The organism is Labrys sp. E2SS-1L (assembly GCF_057073705.1).
Genome location: NZ_CP172712.1, coordinates 4545060 through 4571235, shown reverse-complemented (window position 1 = coordinate 4571235; position 26176 = coordinate 4545060). Strand labels below are relative to the sequence as shown.

Below are 26176 nucleotides of genomic sequence, written 5' to 3'. Positions count from 1 at the left end.
GAGGGGACGCAATGTCCGTGCAATATGGGCGAGCGATAGGGGAAACATCGAAGGTTTCAGGGTGATTCGCGCCCTATGCCGGAAGGTGTCATCGTGGAAGACAGGCCATGTGTCCCTATCCCATCGCCGATGCAGCTTTGCTCGGCCTTTGTAGATCGTCTCAATATCTCGCACACGACGATTGTCTGGACGGCCGCCGGCCCAACTCGCAGGCAAGGACCCCTCCCGGTCACGCTTGATCGGAGGCGGCTGCGCGATGTTGGATCCGATCAAGCCGAGTTTCGATCGCATGCCTCGCCCCAATGGTCTGGCGGCGGCCATGGCGACAGCCGGGGTGGACGCCGCCTCGCTTGCACGCCGTGCCGGAGTGAATGCGGGCGATATCGATGCCTGGGTCCACGGGCAACGCGACCTGCGACCGGCCATGGCCACGCGGCTTTCCGCCCATCTCCATACGACGGCGGCCGATCTGCTGATCGGTCTCGGCTGTGGCGAGCCGCTGCGGCAAACGGGCTTGCTGCCATGCGACGAGACCATCGCCGGAGCCGCCGGACCAGTCTGGCTGGAGCGTCTCGCCGGCCGGGACAACCTGGCCGAGACCGTATTGATGCTCTCTGCGGCCATTCTCATGGGGATCGTCGGCTGTCTGGCAGTGCTGGACTAATGGCCTCCTCAGATGTCGAAGGTGACATAGATGAGGCCCAGCAATGCCAGCATGACGAAGAGCATGGCTGCGATGGTCAAGGTCCCGCACCTTCCCGTGTGAAGGATGGCACTATAGCGGAAGGGTGTTTCCCGAGTTTTTCCGCTTTGTGAAGCGCTGCGTCGCTCCCGCGTCGCGCCGGTTTCGGCATTGGGCCAGCGGCATAGGCCTATGCCGTCATATCGTTCTGGCCGAAACCTCTCTTCATTTTTCGGCGCGTTGCTTGGGGTTTGCGGTTCTCCAGGGAACTGTGGCCCGGTATGCCCGAACCTATATCTCGGCGGGATCGGCGCGGCGGCAAGGCCTCTCGCGCAAGCGATTGTGCACGGAGGTTCCATGTGGAAGTTCACTGAGCTCGCGGATTGGTGGAGCCAGCAGCAGAAGGAATCCGAAGCGATCCTGGACAAGTGGGTCGAGGATTCAAACTACAGCCAAGGCGCGATGATCGTGGGGGCCGGTACCAAGGCCCTGATGACGTTCGGTGCCGGTTTCGTTGACGTCTTGCGGCTTGGGGATGGGCTCGCCAAGGGCACGGCGGCCGGCGCCGGGCAGGATGGGCTGCGGCTCCTCGCGATCCTGCCGGTAGGCAAGGCGGCCCAGATGGTCCGCTCCGTCAAGGGCGCGATCATGGCCAAGCTCATCGTCGACATCAATCCGAATGCCGGCATCTGCGCCTGGGTTGCTTCGGCCAAGGCCCTCACGCAGATCGGCGCCAAGGTCGACGGCAAGCTCTTCGTCACCGTGGACGACCTTGCCAAGGCGGCCGGCCTCGACATCGGTGCGCTCGGCGGCCTTTCCATGCAGGGGATGGAGAGGATGCTGACTCGGCTCGGTGCGCGTTGCGGCGCCATCCGTGTCATCAAGGCGGAGCAGGACGTCGCGCGTATGGTCGGACACGATGGCAGCGTGGTGATGGTCATTGTGGAATTCGAACGCTCCGGCTCGATGAGCTACCATGCCTTTTATGCCTATCGAACGCCGATCGGGCAGTTGCGCTACATGGACAGGACGGTGCAGGCGGCCAGTACCAAGATCTACCAGAGTATCGACGAGATCGCGAAGATCTATAGCACGGAAGCGATGAGGCCCATCCAGGCCATGAAGATCGAGAACATGTTCGTGAAGACCGTGGCGCATGAGCTACCGCGCCTGGTCCTGCCGGTACTCGGCGTCGTTGCCAGCGAAGACGGGCGCTGATCGCTCTGCGATTGGCCAGGCCCCGGTATGCCGAACGGGTATTGCCTCAGGCCGCCGCGCGGAGCGGCGGAAGCTCGATCCGCACGTGAGCTCCTTTCCAGGAGCCGTTGACGATCGCGATGCTGCCGCCATGCAGCTGCGCGATCTGGCGGGCGAGATTCAGCCCGAGTCCGGCGCCGCGCGAAAGCGGATGCAGGCGATAAAAGGGTTCGAACACGTTCCTATGCTCCTCGGCCGGGATGCCGGGCCCTTCATCGCGCACCTCCAGGCCACCGGCTGCGTCGACCGCCACCGTGATGGTGCCATGGCCGCCGCCATGCTCGATGGCATTGCGGATGATGTTGGCGAGAGCCTGCTCGATCTGCAGCACATTGGCTTCGACCTCGACCTTGCCGTGCGGCGGTTCGAAGGCCAGGTCGTAGCCGGCCTCGATCGCGAGCGGCGCAAAGTCGGCGGCGACGCGGCCGGCGAGTTCGGCAAGGTCGACCGCCTGCCGGTGGTTGGCGGGGCGATCGAGCAATTGATGGTCGAGCAGTTGCTGGGCCAGATGCGAGAGGCGCTCGATGTCCTGCCTCAGCCGCAGGCTCTGCGGTTCTTCCTTCAACAATTCCGCCCGCGTGCGCAGAATGGCGATCGGTGTGCGCAGCTCGTGGGCGGCATCGGTCAGGAAGCGGTTGTGACGGTCGAAGCCTTGGGCGAGGCGGGCCAATGCCTGGTTGAACGCATGCACCAGCGGCACGATCTCCTGGGGCACGTTCTCGACCGGCAATTGCATGGCGCGCGTGCTGACATCGATGCGCGCGGCCTCGTTGGCGGTGCCGACCAGGCCGGCCAGGGAGCGGCGCACCACGGCGGGCGTCGTCACCAATGTGGTCACGCCCATGACGACGATGATCGGCACCAGGAAGATGGCAAGGCCCACGACGATGCCCGGGAGGACCCGGGCCCAATTGGCACTGCCGTCGGGATTGCGGGCCATGTCGACGGTGGCGGTCACGTTGATGATGAAGCCGTCCGCTTCGGCCCGCGAATGCAGGGTGGAGGTGACGATCTGGACCGGGCCGGCCTTGGTGTCCACTTTCTGCACATAGGCTTCCGGGCGCATTTCCCGGCCCTCTTCCTTGCCGGCGAAGCCGATATTGGCGTGATCGACCGCCCGCAGCAGGTCGCCGAGATCGCGATCATAGTCAGCCGGAACCGAGCCGATGCGCAGGCTCTGTCCCGACTGGTCGCGGATGATGTACCAGACATAGGGATATTCGGTACGGAAGTCGGCCAGTTCCTTGGTGTCGCTGACGATGAGCTTGCCGTCCTTGTCGCGGTCGATGGCACTGGTGATCGCGGCAACCGCCGCCTCGTTGTCGACCATGAGCTGGGGATTGGCGACCGAGAGCGCGGTGATGAACAGCACGATGAAGAAGACGAGCATCGCCGCCTGCAGCAGGATCAGCCGCCGCACCAGGATCCATTGCAGGGAGCGCGCTCGCGCCTGCTTCATGAGGCGGCCCGCAGGAGATAGCCGAGATTGCGGATGGCGCGGATCTCGATGCCGGCGGCGAGGTCGTCCAGCTTGCGGCGCAGGCGGGAAATATGCGCATCGAGCGCGTTGGAGCCGATCTCGTCGTCGAGGGCGTAGACAGCTTCCTCCAGCGCGCTGCGCATGATGGTGCGTCCCGGTCGGCGGATCAGCGTTTCCAGGACGAGGCGCTCACGCCGTGGCAGGTCGAGCGTCTGGTCGTCGATCAGCGCCTCACGATGGCGGAAGTCATAGGTGAGGCGGCCGACGACGGCCTGGTCGGCCCGCAACGTATAGGGGCGGCGGTGCAGGGCGCGCAGGCGAGCGACCAGTTCCTCGGTGGCGAAGGGCTTGCCCATATAATCGTCGGCACCGGCGTCGAGCCCGGAGACCCGGTCCTGCAGGCCGCTCATGGCGGTGAGGGCGATGACCGGCGCCTCGACATGCAGGGCGCGCAGGCGCGGGATCAAGGTCAGGCCTTCGCCGTCGGGCAGGCGACGATCGAGCACGATGGCGTCATAGGACCCGATGCGGGCCATTGCCTCGCCATCGGCCAGGTTCGAGGCATGGTCGACCACGACGTCCTGGCGTTCCAGGGCCGTCTTGAGCACGGACGCCATTTCCGGTTCGTCCTCGATCAGCAGGATGCGCATGGGACCCTTCGTCCGTCTTCAGTTCGCGCCGGTCTCGACAACGAGCCCGGATCACTCGCATTCCAGGCTTGGCTTGCGGAAATTCGTGATGAGCCAGCGCTCGCCTGCGGCGCGGGCGTAGAAGGTATAGAAGCATTCCTGTCGCTCGACATAGCCGGGCGTTTCCGTGGTTTCGACGTCGGTGCCTCGCCGGGTCCGGCGGACTTCGCTCCTGGCGCTGCCGGGCACCACATTGGTGGAAACCTTGCGCCACTGGTAGGCGCGCTGGCCAGGGCCGAGATCGAGTATGCTGGTCGGCGGCCCATAGTCCAGCATCACCGTTTCAACCGGGCCACCGACATAGTTCTTCATGACGGCGGAAGCGCAACCCGCCAATAGGAGAAGGCCTGCGGCGAGCGCGACTGCGAAAGCGCGATGAAAAGACATTGATGATTCCAGACTGTATTTGGCTCTAGAAGCTGAAGATTGCGCCGACATTACGAGGGGCCGACCGGATCCGGCCTGGCGCCGGATCCGGTCGGGGACCCCAACAGCGATCCCTAGAATCGGTAGTTGAGGCCCGCTTTCAAAGCGTGGCTGCCGATGTCTTCCTTGGCATGGCCGAAGGACGAACGCGTCTTCAGGCCGGGGGTACGGACATAATTGTATTCGAGCTTGAAGGAGACCCTGTCGGAGAAGGCCTGTTCGACGCCGGCGCCCATCAGATAGCCGGTCTTCCAGCCGTCCCTGACGCGGGCGCCGCCGGTGCCCTCGAATTTGGTGAAGGCGAAGCCGGCCGTGCCGTAGAGCAAGGTGCGATCGAGGGCGATGCCGGCCCGGCCCTTCAGCGCGGCCCGCCATTTTTCCCTGATCTTGCCGCCTCGCGCCCGCCGCTCGGCGCCACCGAGATTGGACCCCTCGACTTCGGCGCCGATGACCGCCGGGCCAAGGCGCATGTCGTAACCCGTCTGGAGGCCCAATTGGAGGCTGTTGCCCTTGGCGAAGGGGTTGGCCGATTTGGCCGACGCTGCGCCGGCATGCACGCCGACATAGGAGCCGCTGAAGGACGGGGGCGGCGCGTAGCGGGGGGAAGTGTCGTAATAGTCCTCGGCCCAGGCAGGGCCGCAGCCGGTCACGGCGAGGGCCAACAGGCCTGCTGCGAGGGGGATGAGCAATTGCGTACGCACGTGTCTACTCCACTGCACGCGCCGACTGCTGCGCGGCAATTGCCACGGCGAGCCGGTGCGCGGATTGTCAGGTCCGGAGCCGTGTCTCCGCTAAGGGAGCGGCCCCTTCGGGCTGTCTTTCGCTGGTGGTGACGGTTTGCCGAGATCACAACGCCCTGCGACGCACCGGCATCGGTAAGAATCACAGGGACGTACCGCAGCCAGGCGTTGCAGCGCTCGGCGTCAGAGGAGGAAACGACCAATGGTGGTTCGCCTCATCTCACCTGTCTCGATTCGAGCACCTGAAAGACATGGGCCATCATGCAGGCGAACATTACGTCCACATTGCGCTAGTAAATCTTTTGAATTATTTTAGGATCTGTAGGTGTATTCAATTATTATTCACGAATATTTCATAAAATCATTATTCCGGCTTGTATCCGTCAGAAGGTCGTTCGCCCTGTCGTACGAATTGTGGGAGCGGACCCGTGCGCTTGGTGCAATTCCCATCGGCTCGGTGCACGGTTCATGCGCGAGCCGTCTTTCCGCCCGCCGATGCGCGGCCGTCAGGTTGTGTCCAAGCCCGCACGCCTCAGCCAGTCCCATGTCGAGTGCGAGGACGGGCCATTGAATCAGAGGCAAGCGCCGATGTTGTCAGAGGAGGATATCGGCATCGTGTTCACCCCACCGTACGACAAAAAAAGCATCAGGGGCTGTAGAGCGTAGGTGCCCTGGCCAGGACGGCGAATGGCGTCGCCGTCTACAGCCCCTGATGGAAGTCGGGGTCCACGAGCCCCTTGCATAGGTCAGGCGCAGTGACACGGCCGTGAAACTCGCGGTTCGACGCCCCGCGCCCGTATCCGCGCGCAGTTTCCGCAGGAGGGGGCTTGCCCCGGCTTTCCAGCCTGGCGCATGATCGATTCGAATAATTCTTCGGAGGAATACGTGTTTCTAGGGCTTGATATCGGCACGTCTTCGGTCAAGGCGCTGCTCGCAGATGGCGAACAGCGCGTCGTTGCCAGCCACGACGTCGCGCTCACGGTGCAGCGGCCCCATCCCGGTTTTTCCGAACAGGCGCCACAGGCCTGGGTCGAGGCGGTGATATCGGCCGTCGATGCCCTGAAGGCGACCCACCCCAAGGAGATCGCCGCCGTCGAGGGCATCGGCCTGTCGGGCCAGATGCATGGTGCCGTGCTGCTCGGGGCCGACCATCAGCCGCTCCGGCCTGCGATCTTGTGGAATGACGGCCGATCCCATGCCGAATGTGCGGAACTGGAGGCCAGATGGCCTGATCTGCGTGCGGTGACCGGCAACAAGGCAATGCCGGGTTTCACGGCTCCCAAATTACTGTGGGTCGCCCGCCACGAACCGGCGATTTTTGCCGCGACGCGCCTCGTCCTGTTGCCCAAGGCCTATGTGCGCCTGGCCCTGACCGGCGAGGCGATCGAGGAAATGTCGGATGCGGCGGGCTCGCTCTGGCTGGATGTCGGCCGGCGGGACTGGTCGGATGCGGCGCTTGCCGCCACCGGCCTGTCGCGCGAGGCCATGCCGCGCCTAGTCGAGGGCTCCGAGCCTGCCGGTCGCCTTCGGGCCGATCTCGTGGCGCGTTGGGGCATGGCCAAGGCCCCCTTGTTTGCCGGCGGTGCCGGAGACAATGCTGCCGGCGCGGTGGGCCTTGGCGCCATCAGGCCGGGCTCGGCCTTTCTTTCGCTCGGCACTTCGGGCGTGCTGTGGGCGACCACCGATCGCTTCCTGCCCAATCCCGCCCATGCCGTGCACGCCTTCTGCCATGCCGTGCCGAAGACCTGGCACCAGATGGGCGTGATTCTCTCGGCTGCCTCCAGTCTCGCCTGGATCGCCGGCGTGCTGCAGACCAAGGAGAGCGCCTTGCTGGCGCCGCTCGGCGACAAACCCGTGGCGCCGTCGCCGGTGCAGTTCCTGCCCTATCTTTCCGGCGAGCGGACGCCGCATGACGACACCGTCATCCGCGGCGCCTTTACCGGCCTCGCCCATGAGAACGGACGCGAAGCGATGGTGCAGGCCGTGCTGGAAGGCGTTGCCTTCGCCTTCGCCGATTGTCGCGATGCCCTGGCGGCAGCGGGAACCGACATTGCCGGCGCCGACGTGATCGGTGGCGGTTCGCGCTCGCGCTTCTGGCTCGAAATCCTCGCCAATGTGCTGGGATTTCCGGTTTACCGCCTGGCCGATGGCGAGACCGGCGGGGCTTTCGGCGCGGCGCGCCTGGCGCGTCTGGCCGTCTTTGGCGAGGATCCGCTGGCGGTCTGCACCCCGCCGCACCGCGTCGAGACGATCGAGCCCGACCCCGTGCTGGCCCCGGCCTATGTCGAGGCCCTGGCCCGTTGGCGCGGGCTCTATCCGGCGCTGCGATCGGCGACTGCCTGAAAGGCTATATCGCAGAGGTATTTTGCGCCGGGGCGAGCGCAATTTTGCCGTCTTGTACCGTAAGTTGGTCTGGAACAGGCGCCCAATTCCGCGGCGCCGTAGGGATGGCAATTCCGTTGACACGCACTTTGCTGCTCGCGTCCGTTCTGATGAGCCTTTGCCTTGCTCCTGCTGCGGCGCAGGACGCATCGCCTTCACCACCGCCGCCGCCGGCATTGCCACCCCAGCCGTCTTCTCCGCCACCGGCCAAGGCCCTGCCGAGTGCAGCCGCCTTCAAGCTCGCCGAGAGCATCGTCTTCTTCTACGTGCGCAAAGATCCTGCGGCGGTGCCCGACATGCTCGCTGCCATGAGGAACTCGCAAACGATCGCCGGCACCGGTCTCTCGCGTGCGACACTGGCCGGCTTTTTCTCCATGCTGTTCCTGCAGAACCGCGCCCGCGTGGGCGGCTGGATCGGGGCCGGCGCCGACTATCCGGCCGACAGCAAGTCGGTCCTCATCTTCGCGTTGTGGCAGTCGGGCAATGCCGATCTGATTGCTTCGCTTTTCCACGAGGAGCCCGGCTTTCTCAGGGACAAGCCCGGCAATCTCTACACGCTGGCGCCAAGCCGGCCGGTGGAGATGGATCTCAAATGGGGGGCCTTCTTTGCAACCGGCAATCCGGGTTTCCTCGCAACCTTGGTCGACGCGCTCGATCCGGGCAGGGCGTTGACCGGCAGCAACGAGCTCGACAAGTCGATCCGCATCAATGCTGCGCAAGGCCTCGCCTATAATCTGCGCCAGCATGAGGTGTTGGAACGCTATCTGCGGCGGCGGGCCGTAGAAGCTTCGGGCCCTTACAAGCAGGCGCTCGACGCCCTGTTGGCGAGTAGAAGCCAGATCTTCAAGCCTGCCCCCGACCGCGACGGTGATTTTTCAGGCAGCATCGCCATGCTCAAGCTGCCCGACAAGTCAGGAGCGAATGGTGACGTCCCTGAGGCGGCGGTTCTGACCGGGACGATGCCCCAGGCACGCCGCGGCGATACCATCGGCGTGACCGTGCTGTTTTCCGGCATGGCCCTGCAGGAGGATCTTTCTGCGAATGTGAGCTACGACATCAAGGTGACCGGGCCCGACGGCTCAGTCGATCCCCGTTCGGCGCAGCAGGACGTGACGGCGCTCAAGGAAAAGGTTGGCGGCCGCTTCAACCTGGTCGACAGCCGCTCGACCCTGTCCGTTCATTTCGAGCCGAACGACAAGCCTGGCCCCTATCGCATCGACGTCCTGCTCAAGGATAATGTCGGCGATCGCAAGGTCACATTGACCCGCTCGATCGAACTGATCGACAGATAGAGAGGCTGTCATGGTTCACAACAGCCTCTAGCCGCGAGCGATGGGCGGGCCCGAAGGCCCGCCGCCCGACAGAGCATTCCGCTCTGGATTTCAGTTCAAGCCGAGCGTGCCGCGCAGCTTGGAAAGATCTTCCGCCAGCGTGGTGATCGGACCCTGCAGGGCCGTACGGTCCTCAGGTGTCAGCTTGTCATAGGTCTCGTAGCCGTCCTTGGTCTTGTACTTGGCCAGGATCTTCTCGACCGTCTCGAAATTCGTGCCGATCTTCTTGGACAGGTCCTTGTCGGCCTTGACCGTCAGCGGATGCAGGAGATCGACGATCTTGCGGGCGCCGTCGATATTGGCCTTGAAGTCCCACAGATCGGTGTGGCTGTAGCGATCTTCCTCGCCGGTGATCTTGGTTGCGCCGACTTCCTCGATCAGCGCAGCGGCACCGCCCACCATTTTCTCGGGCGGAATGGTGAGGCCGGCGATGCGCTTCTGCAGTTCGGCGACATCGGTGTTCAGCTTGTCGGCGAAGCTGGAGAGACCCTCGGTGCTCTTCTTTTCGAACAGGCCATATTCAAGGCGATGGAAGCCGGTGAAGGCATCGTCGGCCTCTTTCTTCTCATGATCGTCGGCGCGCGAATCGATGCTGCCGTCGAGATCGGAGAAGAGCTCGGCGACCGGCTCGATCATCTCGTAGTGGAAGCGGGTGGGGGCGTAGAGGGCCTGGGCCTTCTTGAGATCGCCGGCCTTGACCGCAGCCGTGAACTTGGCGGTGTCTTCCACCAGTTTCTTGACGCCCTTGCTGATATAGACCTTGTAGTCGGCCACGGGCTGGACCAGGTCCAGCGGGGAGACGGCCGGCGCATTGGCGCTGGCGGTCGTGGCAAGACCGATAATCGCGGCGCCCAGCAGCATGCGCCATTTGAGATGTGTCATGGGGTTCTCTCTCTCTTCAGTTCAAGGTTGAAGGATCGTTCACGCGGTCTCTGCCAGCAGGGACTGGCCGAGAAAGGCTGTCTTGTCGGGAATGCCGGGCAGGATGAAGAAGTAGCCGCCGCCGACTGGCTTGATGTATTCCTCCAGCGGTTCGCCGTTCAGGCGTTGCTGGACCGTGGCAAAGCCGGCATCCAGATCGGACTGGAAGCAGATGAAGAGCAGTCCCATGTCGAGCTGGCCCGACTTGGTGATGCCGTTGGAATAGTTGAAGGGACGGCGCAGGATCAGATTCCTGCGCGAGTCCGCCGTACGCGGATTGGCAAGGCGGATATGGGCGTCCAAAGGCGTACGCTTGCCTTCCGGATCGTCGTGATAGCTCGGGATGTCGGCTTCGACCTTCATGCCGAGCGGTGCGCCGTTCGGCTTGTGCCGGCCCATGATGGCTTCCTGCTCGCCAAGCGGCGTGCGGTCCCAGCGCTCCACGAAATTGCGGATGATGCGCACCACGCCGTAGCTGCCGCCGGTCGCCCAGGCAGGCTCCGTGGCGCCATGCTGGACCCAGACCAGGCGGTTCATCTCGGCCTCGTCCTTGTGGTCGGGATTGGCCGTGCCGTCCTTGAAGCCGAGCAGGTTGCGCGGTGCCGATTGGGTTTCGCCTGTCGCGCGCGGCGGCGGCACGAAGCCTTCCTGCTTCCAGCGCACCATCAGCAGATCCGGCGTGTTCTTCACGATGTCGCGCAGAGCATGCAGGTTGCTGTCGGTGGTGTTGGAGCAGATCTGGATCATCAGATCGCCGTGGCAGAGTTCGGCCGACAGCGCGTCGTTGGGAAATTGCGGCATCTTGATCAGCTGCCGCGGCTTCTTGTCGGCGAGCCCGAAGCGTTGGTCGAACAGCGAGGCGCCCACGCCCACGGTGATGGTGAGATTGTCCGGGGAGACCACGGGCCCCATCAGCCCGGAATCGGGGGGCGGGAACTTCGGATCGATCACCGGCGGCGTGCCGCCCTGGGTGAGGAAAGCGATGCGATCGGTGAGGACACGGAACAGGCGTTCGAGATCGCTGCGTTTGGTGGCGAGGATGTTGAAGGCGACCACCAACCCCATCGGCGGGCGATCGGTGGTGACGCCGGCTTGGTGGGCCCCGAGATAGGTCACACGGTCGCTGAGATGGCCGGTGGAACCGGCTTCCTCCGCAGCTGCCTGCTGACTTGGCAGGGTAGCCAGCAGCGCGCCGCCGCCGGCGGCGCCGAGGCCCAGCAGCATGGAGCGTCGGCCCGGAGAACGCGGGGCGTCCGTGTCAGGTTGGGGCGGGCAGGGGGTCTTGTCGGTCATTGTTCCTTCCCCTTCAGTCGAGGCCTAGCGTGCCGCGTAGCGTCGACAGGCTTTCGGCCAGCGTCGTTACCGGCTTTTGCAGGGCCACACGATCGTCCTGGCTCAAGGTGTCATAGGATTTGAAGCCGCCGTCGGGCGTGCGGTATTTGGCAAGGATGGCATTCACGGCGGCGAAATTGTCGTCGATGCTCTTCTGGCGCGCCGCATCTGCCTTGGTGGTCAGAGGGGCGAGCAGTTCGACGATCTTGCGGGCCCCGTCGATATTGGCCTGGAAGTCCCACAGATCCGTGCGGCTGTAGCGGTCTTCCTCGCCGGAGATCTTGTTGGAGGCGACTTCCTCGATCAGCACGGCCGCGCCGCCGACCATCTTGGAAGGCGGTACGACCAGGGTCGAGATCCGGTTCTGCAGCTCGGTGACATCGGCCTGCAATTTGTCGGCGAAAGGCGCGAGCCCCTCGGTGCTGCCCTGCTTGAACAGGCCGTATTCCAGACGATGGAAGCCGGTAAAGGCCGGATCGGCCTCCAGCTTCTCGAAGACATCGGCGCGGGCGTCGATCGACTTGTCGAGATCGGAAAACAGTTCGGCAACGGGCTCGATGCGCTCATAGGACTGGCGGGTCGGCGCATAGAGTTCACGGGCCTTGGCGAGGTCGCCGGCCTTGATCGCGTCGGTGAAGGCCTTGGTCGCTTCGGTGAGGTCGTCGACCTCCAGGGTGACATAGACCTTGTACTCGGCCAGCGGCCCGATCAACTGCGTCAGGCTCGGCTTGACCTCCTTGGGGGCATTGGCGAGCGCGGTGACCTTGAGCTTGCCCCTGGGATTGGTGAGCAGGCCGCAGGCGATCTCGTAGTCGCCCGGCTCGAGCTTGGCGGTCAGCTTCTGGGTGAAGCCGGGAGCGATGTTTTCGCGCTCCTCCACCACCATCACGCCTTGCAGGATCTCCCATTCCATCGCCCGGTTGCTCTTGTTGGTGATGGCGAAGGTGGTGCGCCCTTCGGGAACCGTCAGTTCGTTCGGCTCGCAGGCCGTCGCCGTGACGGCGATGGCGACGGTATCGCCGGCCTTGGCCGTCTCGGATCCCGGCGGCTTGGCGACCAGGAAATAGGTGCCGACGCCCACCGCCACGATGAGGGCGAGCATGCCGGCCCCGACAGCCGGATAATTGATGCGCGGGGCTGTCACGATCGTGCGGCCTTCGATTTGGATGGGGACGGAGAGGTTGGCGCCATCAGGAAGAGGAACAGCGCCGGGATGAGATAGAGGAGATAGGCGATCACCTCGCCATGGGTGGGCGTGTCGTGATAGCCGAACAGGCCGCCGAGCACGGTGCCGAGCGTGCTGTCGCCGGGCAGGACGCCGGAGATGTCGAAGGCGATGCCCTGCAGATGGTTCCACAGGCCGGCTTCGTGCAGCGAGCGCACCGCCGTCGCCACCAGGCCGGCCGCCACGAAGATGATCAGGATGCTGGTCCAGCGGAAGAACAGGCGCAGATTGAGGCGGGCGCCGCCGTAATAGAGCGCGATACCGAAGACGGCCGCGCAGACGAGGCCGAGCGCAGCACCGAGCGGCGCGCCATAGCCGACATTCTGTTCGAAGGTCGCCAGCAGGAAGAAGGCCGATTCCAGCCCTTCGCGCGCGACCGCCAGGAAGACCATGCCGACCAGCGCAAGGCCTTGATGGTCCGATGAAGCCAGGGCGGCATCGACGGAATGCTGCAGTTCGGCCTTGATGCTGCGCGAGGCCCGCACCATCCAGAACACCATGGCGGTCAACAGGCAGACCGCGATCAGGCCGACCACGGCCTCGAACAGTTCCTGGGTGCGCTGGGGAAATTCGGCGCTGGCGACATGCAGCGCGACGAACACGGAAAAAGAAAGGCCAACGGCCAGGATGATGCCGCACCACACGGCCGGCATCCAGGCGCTTCGCCCGGTGACACGCAGATAGCTCGCAACAATGCCGACGATCAGCGCTGCCTCGATGCCCTCCCTGAGCATGATGAGAAATGGTACGAGCATTGTGTCGTTCCTGCGCGCCCCCACAGCCGATGCAAGATTAACAATCGGCAAGCTATTACACGCGTTCAATTCTGCTGAACAAGGGGCTATGACGCAGAAAACCGTTATGGATCAAAGATAAGAGTGATTCTAAATTATAGTTCATAGCAATTCTAAATTGTGCAATTCCCGATCTATTTTTAGAGTTATTCCAAAGCGGGTAAATAATCCTGTCTTCTCCGAGAGCTGCGCTCGGGCTAACTGCGCTGGCGAGCGTGTGCGGGAAGATTCGACCCGCCCACGATCCCGCTCATGCGGAAGGCCATGCGGTCTTGAATGGACCGTCCGAATGCCGGTGCGTTTGCGATTTGATGGCCTCTGCAAGAATCGCAAATGCGCACCGACTACGACGAGCGAGGGCGAAAAGGCATTCGGCCGGGAGCGCCTTGCTCCGGGATCGGTGAGAAGCCCCTTGTCCGGATGCCCGAAAGATTACCCGCGCCTTTGCGAGACGGCAGCCCGGAATACGGTGGCGACGCGGGCCGCAAAGCTGCGGGCGGCGGTGACCACGACCCAGATCGGGGTGCCTTCCAGCCAGTCGAGCAACATCCGGCGGATCCAGTCGATCAGGCCCATGAGCCAGGCGAACCAGCTTATGGTCATCAGCTTGGGCTTGCCGGCGGCATAGATGCGCTCGATCAGCAGGAAGCTCGCGAGATAGGCGATGGCCAGGATGAGGAGGCCACGAACCAGCCGGCCCTGGCCCAGGAGCAGCAGGCCGTAGATCTTCAAGGGTTCGGCTACGGCAAGAGGTACGGCGAGGAGAACGAGGATGACGAAACGCGGCAGCGCTGCGACGGCGCGCTCCCCGATTTCGACGAGGCGCAGGGCGGCGAAGCGGCGGATCAGCGGTCCGTAGATCGGGCGGGCCAGTTCGTCGATGATCACCAGGATCGCAAGGAGGACCTGCAGCGGCAGGAGGACGAGGCGCTTGAGCGTCATGGCAGTACAGGATCCTCGAACGGACGGCGGGCCAGGGAAAGCCGCATCCGGTGAATGTGAGAAGCTGCCGCGCGGTTGGCAACGCCCATTCCACGATATTCCCACGCGATGTTTACGCTTTCGACCGTCAATTGGGGAGTGGCGATGCTGCCTTGGTGGCATTTCTCCCACTTTTGCCTTATTGCGCGGGGTGTAATGAGCGAGCCCGGCAGGGGGCGTTCGGTTCAGGAGAGACGATGGAAGCGCGCGAACGTATCGGCCTGGCGGCTCTTGGCACGATCGGGCTGGTGTTGGCTGTCGGCGGTTTTGTGCTGCACAGCCCAGCCCCGCATTCCGCCGTGGCGGAAGCGGCGATGGCGGGCGCGGAGACGACGAACCCGCAGCCGGTACCCGCAGTAAAGGCGGGCCAGGCTCCTGCACCGATCCCCGCGGCACAACCCACCCCCTATGCCGACTGCCTGCGCAAGGGGATCGGGATGAAGCTCGGCAGGGCGAGCCTGCGTGTTTCCGGTCCGCCAGCCTTGACGCTGGTGACGGGAGAGAAAGCTGACGAGGAGATCAATTTCTCGACCAAGGCCGGATTGGAGAAAGCCTGTTCGCAGCCCGAGGTGACGGCCAAGGCGTTGGTGCTCACGCTGGAGGCGATGGACAAGCCCTTCGGCGCGGCAGCGAACTGGCGGGCAGAATTCTGCAAGGAGGGCGAGGATACCGCTACGCTCTTCCTGTGTCGCGGCGAGGAACGGCCGAGCGGGGCGCTGCGCTCGTTGGCCACCATTGCGCTCTATGAACCCGCTTCCTTCCAGGGCGACAGCATGTTCCAGACGCAGGCCCCGGACCTCGACAATTTCAAGGCTTGGAAGGATCGGCTGACCAAGGCGGGGACGCCGCCTCCCGCCCAGCCGGACGGCGGCTATGACGTCTATCCAGGCGGGATCTGGCTCGAACGCGATGCCAAATCCGCTGCGCCCTTCCTGGTTTCCTGTGACGTGGACGGCCTGCCGGTCACGGGCGAGCATTATTGCGTCGGCACGCTCGGCCTTGAAGGGGGCCTGCGGGCGCGGCTGGAGTTTCGGACGGTGACGCCGCAGATCGGCCGCGAGGCTGCGGCAGCGGCGGCCCACTTCAAAGTCCTGCTGGCGGCTTGGCAGGCCGCAGCGTCGCAGTCTGCACCAGTCTCTTCCCAGTCCGGAAAATAGCTCTTGCCGCAGCGCTGTCGGGGCGATGATACCGTAGGATTCCTCAGACACAGGCCGTGAGGCCGCCGTCGACATAGAGGTCGACATAGAGGATGTGGCCGTTGACGAAATTGGAGGCATTGCCGGCGAGGAAGATGGCGGCTCCGGCCAACTCCTCGACCTTGCCCCAACGTCCCGCCGGCGTACGCGCCTCGACCCAGGCGGAGAAGGCAGCGTCCTGCATCAGCGCCGTGTTGAGCTCGGTTTCGATATAGCCCGGACCGATGCCGTTGACTTGGATATTGTAGCGAGCGAGTTCTGCGCACAGGGCCTTGGTCATCGTGCGCACGGCGCCCTTGGCAGCGACATAGGGCACGATGTTGGCGCGGCCAAGTTCGCTCATCACCGAGCAGATGTTGATTATCTTGCCGGAACGCCGTGCGATCATGCCGCGCGCCGCGGACTGTGCGACCAGGAAGACACCCTCGACATTGGTGGATTGCACGTCGCGGAAGGCGTCGAGCGGAAAGTCCACGAAAGGGGCCCGGCGCTGGATGCCGGCATTGTTGACCAGGATGTCGAGGCGGCCATGGCGGGCTTCGATGGCCGAGATCGTCGTTTCCACGCCGGCGGGGTCGGTGACGTCGAAGGCGGCCGTCTCCACGGTCAGGCCTTCTTCGGTGAGTTGGCGGGCGGCGGCATCGAGCCTGGCCTGGTTGCGGCCGTTGAGAACGACGGTCGCACCGGCGCCGGCCAGTCCGCGGGCAATGGCCAAGCCGATTCCCTGGCTGGAGCCGGTGACGAGGCCGATCCGCCCCGTCAGGTCGAAAATATCAGTGAGCATGGCGAACCTCCCGCCATCAAGCTATCGCTTGGGCCGGCAGGCAGCCAGGCGTTTTCATCTGACCAATAAAAAAGGCTCCGAGGCGGGCCTCGGAGCCACATCGAGCCGGTCTAGCCGGAGGAGGCTTACTTCTTGACGGCCGCGATCAGCTCGTCATAGGCCTTGCAGAGCTCGTCGGTCGGCTTGCCGCCGGCGGACTGGGCAGCCTGGGCCTTGGTGAGCAGCTCCTGCGCCTTCTGAGCCCAAGTCTGTGCGTTCGCCTGAGCCTTGGCCGGATCCTTCATGGCGTTGGTCATGGCTTCCGTCAGGTCCTTGCCCTTCTGGGTAATAGCCTCGACCGTGCAGCTCGAACTGCCACCGCCACAGGAGGCGAGGGCGAGAGCGAGAGAGCCGAAAGCGGCGGCAAGCAACATTTTTCTCATGGGGCTTCCTTTCCTCACCGTGGAAGGTCGGTTTTGGATCGCCCAAAACTTCGTGGTGCTGCGGCACAGGTGAGAATGCGCCGGCGGCGAACCCCTAGCCGGCCATCATCATGCACGACGTGCGTTTGTGCACATCTCGCCCGAATCGAAAGCCGCCCAGTCCACTCGCCATAAGCGAAGCGATGAGGAGTTTCAACACAATGCTGCCGCATTCGACCCTGTACTGTTCGGTAATATGATGGTTATTCACAATGAAACAGCAAAATTGCACCGACATGACGCACATGTCTCCAGGGAGAGCAGATCGGCTATTCGTTCGCCTCCCGTAGTTTCTATTGCAATGCAACAAGACGGCATCGTTGCAGGAGAAAGGGATTGCATACGACAAAAAAATAACAACATAAGGGTCTATGTGGTGTCTTGTCAGACCAGAACGACCAGCTGTCAGAGGACGCCTGGAAACTTGCCCGCAAGTTCGTTGCCTATTGAGGAAACGCGCTTGTTCGAAAGTGGTAGAACAAAGTTGGTGTGCAAAGGCACGCGAATGCTAAGGAATATTTGATATATTTGCGGTATGAGTAGAGCTGCCGAGTGCAGTGTTGGAGTTTCCTCACGTTACATGGCCAGAGTCGACAAATATCCTCTCAAGTCACCCGTTGCAGCCACGGAGCTTCGCCAGGTCGGTGCGTTGCCCTTGCGGATCCAGCGCGGGAAGATCGAGGTTTGCCTGGTGACCACACGGGAAACGCGGCGCTGGACCATCCCCAAGGGATGGCCGATGAAGGGCCATAAGGACTGCCGCGCTGCCGCCATCGAGGCTGAAGAGGAAGCAGGGCTGCTTGGCAAGATCGGCAAGGAACCGGTTGGCGAATATCTCTACTGGAAGCGCCGCGATCTGCATTTCGATCTCGTCCGCGTCTTCGTCTATCGTCTCGACGTCACCGGCCATCTGCCGGTCTGGCGCGAGATGAACGAGCGTGAAGTGCGCTGGTTCGCCCCGGGGGACGCCGCTCTTCTGGTCGAGGAGCCTGGCCTGTCCGCCCTGCTGGAGCAGGTCGCCAGCCCTGCATGACAGTCGCTACGCGACTGTCATCTCTCTGTCACATGGTTGATCTAGCCCCGTCATTCCAGGCGGCTATCCCAGGGGCGGGGCGTTGCCTGAACTTGAAGCTATGCGGCGTTCGGGCCTCGGGTGGGGAGGCGTGGACCGCTTGGCGGAGGCGCCATGGACAGTATTCAGCAGCAACAACTGCCGGGCGTCAATTTCGTGCCGGCGGCCATCGCCGGCCTGATTTGGGCCTACCGCTTTCGCGAGGGCTACGAGCCCGAAGCGATCGATCCGCGCGACGTGCCGGCAGCGCTGGCGGCGGAGGATGGCTGGCTCTGGCTGCATTTCAGCCTGACCGATCGGCTCGCCCGGGATTGGCTGTCTTCCTTCGAAGATGTTCCCGAACAGGTGCGGGCCCTGTTCCTGGCCAAGGACGAGCCGCTTGGCCTGCACACGATCGACCACGTCATCTTCGGCGTCATCGCCGATTTTCACAGCGAGCTCGGCGGGGAGAGCGACCATCTTGGCCGCCTGCGCTTTGCGCTGAACGAGAGGCTGGTGATTTCGGGGCGTCGGCATCCGCTGCGTTCGGTCGAGGAGATCCATCGTGCCGTGCAGAAGGGGCTCAACCTGCCCGCCGCGGGCCGTCTGATCGAGACGATCATCGATCGCTTCTGTGATTCGGTCGCTCGTCGCGTCGCCGGCATGACCGACGAGCTCGATACCGCCGAAGACCGCGTCGTCGAGGACATGGCCGCCACAGAGCGGGTCCGGCTGATCGAAGTCCGCCGCATGACGGTCCGGGTCCACCGCCAGCTCTCTTCGCTCGGCCATGTGCTGCGCGATTGGGAGGAACGTTCGGACGAGGCCGACAAGCCGGCTTTGCCGATTGCGGCCGAACGCCTGGCCGACCGGCTGGAATCGCTCGACCACGACATCCTCACCCTGCAGGAACGGGCCAAGCTCTTGCAGGATGAGGTCGGGGCGCGGCTGGCCGAAGAGACCAACCGCTCGCTGCGCGCCCTCTCGATCCTGACGGCCCTGCTGCTGCCCGGTAGCCTCGTTGCCGGCATTTTCGGCATGAACACCAAGGATCTGCCCTTCCTCGAGACGGAAGGAGGGTTCTGGTTCGCCATCCTGATCGGCGCGGCAGCGACGGCGTTGTTCTACTGGATCCTCCGGCGCGTCGGGGCGGGGCTGCGCATCTGAGCGCCATGCCTGCCCTTGCGAAACGAGGCGCAACTTCCCACAATAGGGCAACCTTTTTTGAGAATGAGTTCCCCTTGTCCAGAGTTGCGGCGATGCCCTGGCGCCTGAGCGCCAATTTCCTCCCGATCCTCGCCGTCTTCCTGGTGACGGCCGTCAGCCTGGCGACGGGCTGGTTCGATTCAGGCATTGCCGTGTTCGCTTTCGTGGTCTCGGGCTGGCTGATCTCGCTATGCCTGCACGAAGGGGCGCATGCGCTCGCCGCCTATTGGGGTGGGGATCGGTCCGTGGTGGAGAAGGGCTATCTGAGCCTCAATCCGCTTGCCTATGCCGACCCGTTGACCAGCTTCGGCTTCCCTTTGCTCTTCCTCATCCTGGGCGGCATCGGCCTGCCGGGCGGGGCCGTCTATATCAACCGGGCCGTGCTCAAGAACCGGCACTGGGATGCCTTCGTGGCCCTGGCCGGGCCGATGGCCAATCTCGTCTGCCTGATCGCTTTGGGGCTGCCCTTCCTCATCGGCCTGCCGGAGACGATGGGCTCGCCCCAGCTTTGGGCCGGCGTGGCATTCCTCGCTGCCCTGCAGGCCTCGGCCGTGGTGCTCAACCTCCTGCCGGTCCCCGGCTTCGACGGCTTTGCGATCATCCGGCCCTATCTGCCCTATGAGATGCAGGCCCAGGCCAATGCCATCGCGCCCCTCGCGATGATGGGCTTCCTGTTCCTGTTGTTCACCACCCAGGTCAGCGGGGCGATCTGGAACGCGGTCTACAGGCTCGCCGCCTTGTTCGACATCTATCCGAACTATGTGGCGCTGGGCTATTATCTGTTCCGCTTCTGGCGGTAGCCCCATTCGCGGGCAGGGCTGCGCGCTAATTACGGCTGCGCCCTTGCCCCGCTGCCCCCGCTCGGCTACACACCGCCCCAATCCCCTTTCCACGAAAGCTCGAGCAGGCAGCAATGGCCGCGTATCAATTCGTCTACCACATGCAGGGTCTGAACAAGACCTATCCGGGCGGCAAGAAGGTCCTCGACAATATCCATCTGTCCTTCTACCCGGACGCTAAGATCGGCGTGCTCGGCGTGAACGGCTCGGGTAAGTCGACCTTGCTGCGCATCATGGCCGGCATCGACAAGGACTTCACCGGCGATGGCTGGGTGGCCGAAGGCGCCCGCGTCGGCTATCTGCCGCAGGAGCCGCAGCTCGATCCCAACAAGAGCGTGCGCGAGAACGTCATGGACGGCGTCGCCGCCAAGAAGGCGATCCTCGACCGCTACAACGAACTCGCCATGAACTATTCGGACGAGACGGCGGACGAGATGACCCGCTTGCAGGACGAGATCGACGCCAAGAATCTCTGGGATCTCGACAGCCAGATCGACCAGGCCATGGACGCGCTGCGCTGCCCGCCCGACGATGCCGATGTTTCAACGCTTTCGGGCGGTGAGCGCCGCCGCGTGGCGTTGTGCCGCCTGCTGCTCGAACAGCCGGAACTCCTGCTGCTGGACGAACCGACCAACCATCTCGACGCCGAGACGGTGGCCTGGCTCGAAGGTCATCTGCGCACCTATCCGGGTGCGATCCTGATCGTCACCCATGACCGCTATTTCCTCGACAACGTCACGGGCTGGATCCTCGAGCTCGATCGCGGCCGCGGCATTCCCTATGAGGGCAACTACTCCACCTGGCTGGTGCAGAAGCAGAAGCGCCTCGCCCAGGAAAAGAGCGAGGAAGCGAGCCGCCAGAAGCAGCTGGCCGCCGAACAGGAGTGGATCGCCGCGAGCCCGAAGGCGCGCCAGGCCAAGTCCAAGGCCCGCATCAACGCCTATGAGGACCTGCTCGCCAAGGCCAACGAGAAGGGCCCGACCACGGCCCAGATCATGATCCAGACCGGTCCGCGCCTCGGCGGCAAGGTCATCGAGGTCGAGGGTGTCTCCAAGGCCTTCGGCGATCGCCTGCTGATCGACGATCTCTCCTTCTCGCTGCCCCCCGGCGGCATCGTCGGCGTGATCGGCCCGAACGGCGCCGGCAAGACCACTTTGTTCCGCATGCTGCTCGGCCTGGAAAAGCCCGATGCCGGCACCATCACCTTCGGCGATACGGTGCAGCCGGGCTATGTCGACCAGTCGCGCGATGCGCTCGACCCCAACAAGACGGTGTGGGAAGAGATCTCCGGCGGCAACGAGATCCTCTATCTCGGCAAGCGCGAAGTGAATTCGCGTGGCTACACCTCGGCCTTCAACTTCAAGGGCGGCGACCAGCAGAAGAAGGTCGGCGTGCTCTCGGGCGGTGAGCGCAACCGCGTGCAACTCGCCAAGATGCTGAAGGAAGGTTCCAACGTCCTCTTTCTCGACGAACCGACCAACGACCTCGACGTGGAAACGCTGCGGGCCCTGGAAGAGGCGCTGGAGAACTATGCCGGCTGCGCCGTGATCATCTCGCATGATCGCTTCTTCCTCGACCGCCTCGCCACCCATATCCTCGCCTTCGAGGGTGACAGCCACGTCGAGTGGTTCGAGGGCAATTTCGAGGCCTATGAGGAAGACAAGAAGCGCCGCCTCGGCATCGATTCCACCATTCCCAAGCGCATCCAGTACAAGAAGTTCTCGCGCTAAGGGTTAAAAACGTGCAGGCCGATCTCTCGATCTGCCTCTGCGCATGATGCTGCGAGTCATTTGGGGGCGGGTCTTCTGACCCGCCTCTTGCCGTTTTGGGAGGCACGCAATCTAGCGCTGCCCGAGATCTCTTGGCTGAATCCTGGCCGTCGATCGCGAAAGCAGCATCTGGACTGCCGGGACGACGTCAGGCAATGACGGAAGGTTGTGTTTTCGCGGTCTGCCGATCAAGCTCGGCAGGAGGCCATCCTTGACCCCGAGGCGAGCATGGAGACGCCGATGGCATTGTCCCGTTCACCGGCAATCGTCGCGCGAGCCGTCGGGCTGTTGCTCTTCCTGGCCATAGGAAGCCAGAGCCTTGTGGCGATACTGCGCGGTTTTCCGGTAGGGCAGGGTGGCCTGTTCCTTTGTTTCTACATTCATGTCTGGGTGTCGATCTATGACGGCATCTTCGACAGGAAGCGTCGCATCGTCTGGTTCCTCATGAGCTTCGCCTGGATCGGCGCTCTGGCTGCCGATGTCCTCTCCTACGTCCTGCCCTGGGGCCAAATGGCGGGGTGGAGCGCGACGGTTCTTGCCAATCTGGTATCGCAACTGCCGGTGAGCCCCGAATGGCGGGCGGCGCTGCTCGATACGCTTGTCGCTTTCTTCGCCTCCGATATTGGATTGGGGCTTCGTGTGTCGATCATCTTGCTTCCGGTCTTGCTGCTGATGCTTGACGGTGCGCTGATGCATAATCGCGACGAAATGGGGCAATGGCGCCGGCGTAAGGAGGGGCGTGCGGGCCGCCTTGCAATCGCGACACTTGCCTTGGCACTGGGAGCCGCCTCTGCGCTTGTAATTGAAATGGTGACGGCGCCTGCGAGGAATGCGGCCTCGCCGGACGCGTACGCCATCCTGCCACCTTGGAATTTCCTGCCCTTCTACGCCATCCTGCGCAGTTCGCCCGATAAGCTTGCCGGATTGCTCGCCATGGTGGCGGCGATGGCAGTGATCCTGCCCGTGCCCTGGCTCGTCTCGGCCGGCAATCGCCTGCGCCCCTTGCGGCACTGGTTCCAACTGGCCTGTGCGTTGCTGATCACCTGCTGGCTTGGCCTTGGTTGGCTCGGTGGCCAGCCGCCTGAAGAGCCCATCATCTGGATGAGCCGGGGACTGGCCGCTTGTTATTTTGCCTTCTTCCTCGTTGTCTTGCCTTTCTTCGCGATTTGGGCGCGCCGGCAGACGAAAACCCAGGCACATGCGACCGCAGCCGCTTTCGACTAAGCGGATTGAGATTGCATGCCATCGCTATCGAATCGTCTGGCGCCGACCTACTTTCGGAGCTCCCATCGTGGAATGACAGTCGTGGGAAATGCAGCGTTGCCATCCAGACGTCGATCCGATCTGAACCGGTTCGGATTCTATCTGGGCATGCTTGTGATGCTGATCGGGCTGGGCAGTTGCGGCAATCAAGTCATTACCGACAAGCCTCTCTATGCGAAGGCCGGCGATGCCAATTCCGTGCGGCTGCGCGATGGTATCTGGATTGGCGGCGACAATTGCAGACAGCTGCATAACGGAACCCTTTCGGGCCGTGACTGCCAAGGGGTCTTCCGCATCGCCGGAAGGCGCCTGGATTTCATCGTCGAAGAACCCGGGAGCAGGCACCCCAATCCCTCTTTTCGGTATCAGATTGCCGATGGTGGTATTTTGGTCGCTCAAGCAAGATTACTGGTGGAGCCTGGAGAGGCTGCGCGTTCTCGCGAAATGGCGGATCTGAGGCGCAACCCCAAATATCTCTATGTTGGTCTGCGTCCACTTTCCAAGGACGAGCGCGGTCAAATCACGGCGGTGAAGGCCTGGATCCTTCAATGCGGCGTTCCCGGACCTATCGAACGCCGCTACTCAGACTCTGTCATCCGCAGGCCTGTCGCCGGGACATTATTGCCTGGGGTGACGATGGTCGGCGACAACTGCACCGTCGACGGGGCAACGACGCTGTTTGCATTGGCCCGCGCTGGCGAGAATTGGGAAGGGGCCATGATGGTAAAATGGCATTTTCCCCGTCTGGAGCAATTCGTGAAAGCGCAGCAAGGCCGGGGTAAACCATAGAGCTGCTCACGCAGTGTCTTCGTGCCGGTCTGAAGACCGGCACACCGGGTCACGCCGCCTTCCTGACCTCCCAGCGCTCCTTCTGCTTGTCCTGCCCGATCAAGGCGAGGCCATAGGCGATCGACTCGAACTGGTCGGTGGAGACCAGGCGCTCTTCGCCGAACCGCTCGGCGAAGAGCTTGCGGATGGCCGGCACGAAGGAGGTGCCGCCGGTGAGGAAGACGCGCTCGATCTCCTCGGCCCGGGTGTTGGCCCGGCTGAGGCCCTCGTCGAGGCTCGCCTCGATGCGGGCGACGTCTCCGGCGATCCAGCGCTCGAAATCGCGGCGCTTCAGCGGAGCCGTAATCTCGATGTCGCCGCCGGCGAAACGGAACTCGGTCTCGTCCTGGCTTGATAGCGCGATCTTGGCTTTCGATACCGCGCTGTAGAGTGAGAAACCCATGTCGAACTCGATGATCTCGATGAATTTTTCGAGCTTTTCCGGTTCCACCGCGACCTTGGCTAGGTCTTGCAAGCCCTTGAGATCGCCATTGGTCTTCATCATGGCGAGCTGGTGCCAGCGCGCCAAATTGGCATAATAGTGATTGGGGATCGACAGTTCCTTGTCGAAGGAGCGGAAGCGCCCGCCCTTGCCCAAGCGCGGCGAGACGATGCGGTCGACGATCGAATAGTCGAAGGCGTCGCCGGCAATGCCGATGCCGGAATGGGCGAGGGGCTCGGCCTTCAACTGGCCGGCGACCTGCTCGAAACGCATGATCGAAAAGTCGCTGGTGCCGCCGCCGAAATCGGCGACCAGCACGGTCGCGTCGCGCTTGAGCTGACGGGCATAGAAGAAGGCCGCGCCCACCGGCTCATAGACGTAGGTGGGGCTGCTGACGCCGAGGCGCTCGAAGGCGGTCTGATAGCGCTGCATGGCCAGGTCGTCATCGGGCTGGCGGCCGGCAAAGGTCACGGGACGGCCGATGACGAGGTTGGCCGCCGACAGATCGAGCCGGCCGTCCGCATGCTTGACCAGCGTGTTGAGGAAGGTCGCCAGCAGGTCCTCGAAACGGAAGCGCTCGCGGAAGATGCGGGTCTCCTGGAAGGTGGCGCTGGCGGCAAAGCTCTTGAAGGACTGGATGAAGCGGAAGGCGGTGGTCGCTTCGACGAATTGCTCGATGGCCCAGGGGCCGCCCTCGACGCGAATCGTGGACTTGCCCGGGCGGCGCTCGTCCCAGAAGCACAGGGCGGTGACGAAATGGTTCAGGCTCTGGCCGCCATGCTCGAAGTTCAGCGCCTCGGTGCGGCCGTCGGCATGGGCAAAAGCGACCACCGTATTGCTGGTACCGAAGTCGATGCCGATAGAGACAGGGGCGCTCTGTCCCGTTGCTGGGGATTGGGGCGGCATGAGGCCTCCTAGGGCGTTTTGCGATCCGTCGGGGCCGACAAGAATCGCAAGGACGCGTCGAAGCTGAGGGCAGAGCAGGTAAAGCGTCCAGGATTGAACGCGCTTTGCTCCGGCGATGGGGAAGAGGGCCGCGGGAAATAGCCCATGAGGCGCGCCAAAGCCAGAGCAAAGTGCGTTCAAGTGTGAACGTCCCTTTGCTCTAGCTCCTTGTTCCCAAGCCAATCCGAAAGATTGGCTCAAGCGTCTTTGCGATTCGAAGTGACTCCGTTGAATCGCAAAACGCTATCGTGCCGATCCAAAATTTCCTGACTTTGATTTGTCAGACTTGTCAGCAGCCTCCCGCCCGCTACCATGCCGCCAAACATGCGGGAGGACGCGATGGAATTTGCCGGCGAGCGTATCGTGGTAACGGGAGCAACCAAGGGCATCGGGCGGGCCACCGCCAAGCTGCTGGCGGCGCGGGGCGCTGAGATCATTGCCATCGGGCGCAACCAGGCCGAGCTCGAAAGCCTGTCCGCCGAGACCGGGGCGGAGATCCATGCCGTCGACCTCGCCGATCCCGAGGCCGTCCGCGCCGTGGCCCGTTCGATCCAGCCCGTCGACCGGCTGGTCAACAATGCCGGCACCACCACGCTCGAGCCTTTCCTCGAAACCAGCGTCGAGGCCTTCCAGGAATTGATGTCGGTGAACGTGGTCGCGGCCATGATCTTCGGCCAGGAATGCGCGCGTAGCATGATCGCCCGGGGCAAGAAGGGGGCGATCGTCAACGTATCCAGCATTTCCTCTTCGATCGGCTTTGCCGATCACGCGGCCTATTGCGCCAGCAAGGGTGCGCTCGACTCGCTGACGACGGTGATGGCGAACGAACTCGGGCGCCAGGGCATCCGCGTCAATGCGATCTGCCCGACGGTGATCCTCACGCCCATGGCGGTGAAGGCCTGGAGCGATCCCGCCAAGGCCGCGCCCATGCTGCAGCGCATCCCGCTGGGACGCTTCTTCGAGCCGGAGGAAGTGGCCGAGACCATCGCCTTTCTGCTCAGCGACAAGGCCTCGATGGTGAACGGCGTCGCCATGCCGGTGGATGGTGGCTTCCTGATCACCTGATGCGGCCGGCCTCGTTCCGTCTGCCGGTGCTGTGGCATCGTGCCGAACAAGCGTGCCTGTTCTCAGCATTCGCGGTGCGACAATGAG

General features: G+C 63.5%; 24 protein-coding genes. 12 read left to right on the top strand and 12 right to left on the bottom strand.

Annotated features, from left to right (window positions below):
• Positions 1 to 256 precede the first annotated feature (256 nt).
• Both ACIGJE_RS21340 and ACIGJE_RS21335 read left to right on the top strand, forming a co-directional pair.
• On the top strand, positions 257 to 664 hold the full coding sequence (locus ACIGJE_RS21340) for a hypothetical protein (RefSeq protein WP_415081428.1): 408 nt from the start codon (positions 257 to 259) through the stop codon (positions 662 to 664).
• Positions 665 to 1039: 375 nt separating this feature from the next.
• Positions 1040 to 1900 (top strand): hypothetical protein, encoded by an 861-nt coding sequence (locus tag ACIGJE_RS21335; protein WP_415081430.1) that lies wholly within the window; start codon positions 1040 to 1042, stop codon positions 1898 to 1900.
• Between the two features lie 46 nt (positions 1901 to 1946).
• Here ACIGJE_RS21335 and ACIGJE_RS21330 read toward each other — a convergent pair whose 3' ends face one another.
• The 4 genes from ACIGJE_RS21330 to ACIGJE_RS21315 form a co-directional block, all read right to left on the bottom strand.
• Positions 1947 to 3398: a sensor histidine kinase gene (locus ACIGJE_RS21330; RefSeq protein WP_367623264.1), complete on the bottom strand. Its 1452-nt coding sequence runs from the start codon at positions 3396 to 3398 to the stop codon at positions 1947 to 1949.
• The gene (locus ACIGJE_RS21325) at positions 3395 to 4069 is read right to left on the bottom strand and encodes a response regulator transcription factor (RefSeq protein ID WP_311941833.1); all 675 of its coding nucleotides are present in this window, start codon (positions 4067 to 4069) and stop codon (positions 3395 to 3397) included. The genes ACIGJE_RS21330 and ACIGJE_RS21325 overlap by 4 nt, the downstream gene beginning before the upstream one ends.
• Before the next feature lie 51 nt (positions 4070 to 4120).
• Positions 4121 to 4495, bottom strand: a complete 375-nt coding sequence (locus ACIGJE_RS21320; RefSeq protein WP_311941830.1) for a hypothetical protein — start codon at positions 4493 to 4495, stop codon at positions 4121 to 4123.
• A gap of 113 nt (positions 4496 to 4608) precedes the next feature.
• Positions 4609 to 5235: an outer membrane protein gene (locus ACIGJE_RS21315; RefSeq protein ID WP_415081433.1), complete on the bottom strand. Its 627-nt coding sequence runs from the start codon at positions 5233 to 5235 to the stop codon at positions 4609 to 4611.
• A 924-nt stretch (positions 5236 to 6159) separates the two neighbouring features.
• On the opposite strand from ACIGJE_RS21315, the gene xylB reads away from it, so the two are divergent.
• Both xylB and ACIGJE_RS21305 read left to right on the top strand, forming a co-directional pair.
• Entirely contained in the window at positions 6160 to 7617 is a 1458-nt protein-coding gene (gene xylB / locus ACIGJE_RS21310) for a xylulokinase (protein WP_415081435.1), read from the top strand.
• Between the two features lie 116 nt (positions 7618 to 7733).
• The gene (locus tag ACIGJE_RS21305) at positions 7734 to 8948 is read left to right on the top strand and encodes a hypothetical protein (protein ID WP_311941821.1); all 1215 of its coding nucleotides are present in this window, start codon (positions 7734 to 7736) and stop codon (positions 8946 to 8948) included.
• Positions 8949 to 9038: 90 nt separating this feature from the next.
• Here the strand turns inward: ACIGJE_RS21305 and efeO (ACIGJE_RS21300) are convergent, their stop codons facing one another.
• The 5 genes from efeO (ACIGJE_RS21300) to ACIGJE_RS21280 all read right to left on the bottom strand — a co-directional run bounded on the left by efeO (ACIGJE_RS21300) (position 9039) and on the right by ACIGJE_RS21280 (position 14201).
• Positions 9039 to 9869: an iron uptake system protein EfeO gene (gene efeO, locus ACIGJE_RS21300; RefSeq protein WP_311941818.1), complete on the bottom strand. Its 831-nt coding sequence runs from the start codon at positions 9867 to 9869 to the stop codon at positions 9039 to 9041.
• A 39-nt stretch (positions 9870 to 9908) separates the two neighbouring features.
• Complete coding sequence (gene efeB / locus ACIGJE_RS21295; RefSeq protein WP_311941815.1) at positions 9909 to 11201, bottom strand: iron uptake transporter deferrochelatase/peroxidase subunit; 1293 nt, start codon at positions 11199 to 11201, stop codon at positions 9909 to 9911.
• A gap of 13 nt (positions 11202 to 11214) precedes the next feature.
• Complete coding sequence (gene efeO, locus ACIGJE_RS21290) at positions 11215 to 12384, bottom strand: iron uptake system protein EfeO (RefSeq protein ID WP_415081440.1); 1170 nt, start codon at positions 12382 to 12384, stop codon at positions 11215 to 11217.
• Complete coding sequence (gene efeU / locus ACIGJE_RS21285) at positions 12381 to 13220, bottom strand: iron uptake transporter permease EfeU (protein ID WP_311941808.1); 840 nt, start codon at positions 13218 to 13220, stop codon at positions 12381 to 12383. The genes efeO (ACIGJE_RS21290) and efeU overlap by 4 nt, the downstream gene beginning before the upstream one ends.
• A gap of 471 nt (positions 13221 to 13691) precedes the next feature.
• Positions 13692 to 14201, bottom strand: a complete 510-nt coding sequence (locus ACIGJE_RS21280; RefSeq protein ID WP_415081442.1) for a hypothetical protein — start codon at positions 14199 to 14201, stop codon at positions 13692 to 13694.
• A 236-nt stretch (positions 14202 to 14437) separates the two neighbouring features.
• On the opposite strand from ACIGJE_RS21280, the gene ACIGJE_RS21275 reads away from it, so the two are divergent.
• Complete coding sequence (locus tag ACIGJE_RS21275) at positions 14438 to 15397, top strand: hypothetical protein (RefSeq protein ID WP_483678645.1); 960 nt, start codon at positions 14438 to 14440, stop codon at positions 15395 to 15397.
• A 43-nt stretch (positions 15398 to 15440) separates the two neighbouring features.
• Here the strand turns inward: ACIGJE_RS21275 and ACIGJE_RS21270 are convergent, their stop codons facing one another.
• Together ACIGJE_RS21270 and ACIGJE_RS21265 are read right to left on the bottom strand one after the other, a co-directional pair.
• Positions 15441 to 16220: an SDR family oxidoreductase gene (locus ACIGJE_RS21270; RefSeq protein WP_483678644.1), complete on the bottom strand. Its 780-nt coding sequence runs from the start codon at positions 16218 to 16220 to the stop codon at positions 15441 to 15443.
• Between the two features lie 125 nt (positions 16221 to 16345).
• Positions 16346 to 16642: a hypothetical protein gene (locus ACIGJE_RS21265; RefSeq protein WP_367623255.1), complete on the bottom strand. Its 297-nt coding sequence runs from the start codon at positions 16640 to 16642 to the stop codon at positions 16346 to 16348.
• A 619-nt stretch (positions 16643 to 17261) separates the two neighbouring features.
• Here ACIGJE_RS21265 and ACIGJE_RS21260 point away from each other — a divergent pair.
• The 6 genes from ACIGJE_RS21260 (at position 17262) to ACIGJE_RS21235 (ending at position 23598) form a co-directional block, all read left to right on the top strand.
• Entirely contained in the window at positions 17262 to 17714 is a 453-nt protein-coding gene (locus ACIGJE_RS21260) for an NUDIX hydrolase (RefSeq protein WP_311941794.1), read from the top strand.
• 153 nt (positions 17715 to 17867) lie between these two features.
• Positions 17868 to 18899, top strand: coding sequence for a transporter (locus tag ACIGJE_RS21255; RefSeq protein WP_483678643.1), 1032 nt, complete (start codon positions 17868 to 17870; stop codon positions 18897 to 18899).
• A gap of 74 nt (positions 18900 to 18973) precedes the next feature.
• Complete coding sequence (locus ACIGJE_RS21250) at positions 18974 to 19738, top strand: site-2 protease family protein (protein WP_311941788.1); 765 nt, start codon at positions 18974 to 18976, stop codon at positions 19736 to 19738.
• Positions 19739 to 19851: 113 nt separating this feature from the next.
• Entirely contained in the window at positions 19852 to 21507 is a 1656-nt protein-coding gene (ettA, locus tag ACIGJE_RS21245; protein WP_311941785.1) for an energy-dependent translational throttle protein EttA, read from the top strand.
• Positions 21508 to 21786: 279 nt separating this feature from the next.
• Complete coding sequence (locus ACIGJE_RS21240) at positions 21787 to 22770, top strand: cytochrome b N-terminal domain-containing protein (RefSeq protein ID WP_415081450.1); 984 nt, start codon at positions 21787 to 21789, stop codon at positions 22768 to 22770.
• A gap of 147 nt (positions 22771 to 22917) precedes the next feature.
• Positions 22918 to 23598, top strand: coding sequence for a hypothetical protein (locus ACIGJE_RS21235; RefSeq protein WP_415081452.1), 681 nt, complete (start codon positions 22918 to 22920; stop codon positions 23596 to 23598).
• A 49-nt stretch (positions 23599 to 23647) separates the two neighbouring features.
• On the opposite strand, the gene ACIGJE_RS21230 is transcribed toward ACIGJE_RS21235, so the two are convergent.
• On the bottom strand, positions 23648 to 24985 hold the full coding sequence (locus tag ACIGJE_RS21230) for an Hsp70 family protein (RefSeq protein ID WP_415081454.1): 1338 nt from the start codon (positions 24983 to 24985) through the stop codon (positions 23648 to 23650).
• A gap of 378 nt (positions 24986 to 25363) precedes the next feature.
• On the opposite strand from ACIGJE_RS21230, the gene ACIGJE_RS21225 reads away from it, so the two are divergent.
• The gene (locus tag ACIGJE_RS21225; RefSeq protein WP_149251462.1) at positions 25364 to 26089 is read left to right on the top strand and encodes an SDR family oxidoreductase; all 726 of its coding nucleotides are present in this window, start codon (positions 25364 to 25366) and stop codon (positions 26087 to 26089) included.
• Positions 26090 to 26176 lie beyond the last annotated feature (87 nt).